The sequence below is a fragment of the Roseateles sp. P5_B10 genome (genome assembly GCF_056400485.1).
In genome coordinates, this window is the sequence record NZ_JBFULE010001456.1 from 1 (window position 1) to 723 (window position 723).

The following is a 723-nucleotide window of genomic DNA, read 5'->3' on the forward strand; positions in this document are numbered from 1 at the left end:
TTGCTGGCCAGCCCCGCCAGGGCGGCCGACCTGCCGCGCAACGGCCGGCCCTTCCGCATGGAAGCCAACGAGAAGCCGGTGGGCGACTTCCTGCGCGAGCTGGCGGCGTCGCAGGGCGTCACGGCGGTCATCGACGGCAAGGTCGGCGGCACCATCAGCGGCCGCTTCGCCATCACCGGCAGCCAGCCCGGTGCGGTGCAGATGGTGCTGAGCAATATCTGCGCGGCCAACGGGCTGACCTGGTATTACGACGGCGCCTTCCTGTTCGTCGATCCGGCCGCCGACACGCGCAGCGAGGTGTTCACCATCGCCGGCAAGAACGCGCAGCGCATCGCCGACACGCTGGCCCGGCTCAAGATCGCCGACGCCCGCTATCCGCTGCAGATCAGCGAGGCGGATGGCAACGTCTACGTCTCCGGTCCCAAGCGCTATGTGGAGCTGGTGCGCCAGACCGTGCGGCTGATCGACCAGCGCGCGGCACGCGACGACCGTGCCGAGGTGCAGGTGTTCCCGCTGCGCTATGCCTGGGCCGCCGACTTCAAGATGAATCGCGCCGGCAAGCAGGTATCCATTCCTGGCGTGGCGACCGTGCTGCGCAATCTGTATGGCCGCACCGGGGCGGCGCGCGGAGCGGCACCCTCGGCCGTGACCGGGCCGGTGCGGCGCACCAAGCTCGGCGTCAGCGCCGACGCCGGCGTGGCCAAGCTGTCCAGCGAGGGCAGC

The 723-nt window shown here is 70.7% G+C and carries 1 protein-coding gene; it reads left to right on the top strand.

From position 1 onward, the window contains the following. Window positions 1-723: secretin N-terminal domain-containing protein (locus AC1DU6_RS33945; protein ID WP_477862801.1), on the top strand; the 723-nt coding region annotated here is incomplete at both ends.